1 protein-coding gene is annotated in these 365 nt (G+C 40.5%); it reads right to left on the bottom strand.

Translation table 11 applies throughout. From position 1 onward, the window contains the following. Positions 1-71: 71 nt before the first annotated feature. Positions 72-365 (bottom strand): KH domain-containing protein (locus D4A39_RS19495; RefSeq protein WP_199699518.1); only part of this gene is annotated, 294 nt, incomplete at its 5' end.

Below are 365 nucleotides of genomic sequence, written 5' to 3' on the forward strand. Positions count from 1 at the left end.
CACATTGGGACGTCCCACAATCGCAACTAAATTTCCCATAATTATCTTCATTTACGGCTTCGCAGCCGATATTAATCCAATTGATAACCAAAATTTTTCAATTCCTTGTCAGAGCTTCTCCAGTCCTTATCCACCTTAACAAATGTCTCCAGGTAAATGGATTTACGGAAAAAGTGTTCCAACGTCTTACGTGCTTCAGTAGCCACTTCCTTCAAGGCTTTTCCCTGACGCCCGATAATAATACCTTTCTGAGAATCACGCTCCACATAAATCACCGCATTGATATGGATGCTTTTCTCGTCTTCCTTGAACTGTTCTACTACGACCTCTACTGAATAAGGAATCTCCTTGTCATAATACAACAA

Origin of the sequence: Alcanivorax profundi, from assembly GCF_003597125.1 — a bacterium.
Classification (GTDB): domain Bacteria; phylum Pseudomonadota; class Gammaproteobacteria; order Pseudomonadales; family Alcanivoracaceae; genus Alcanivorax; species Alcanivorax profundi.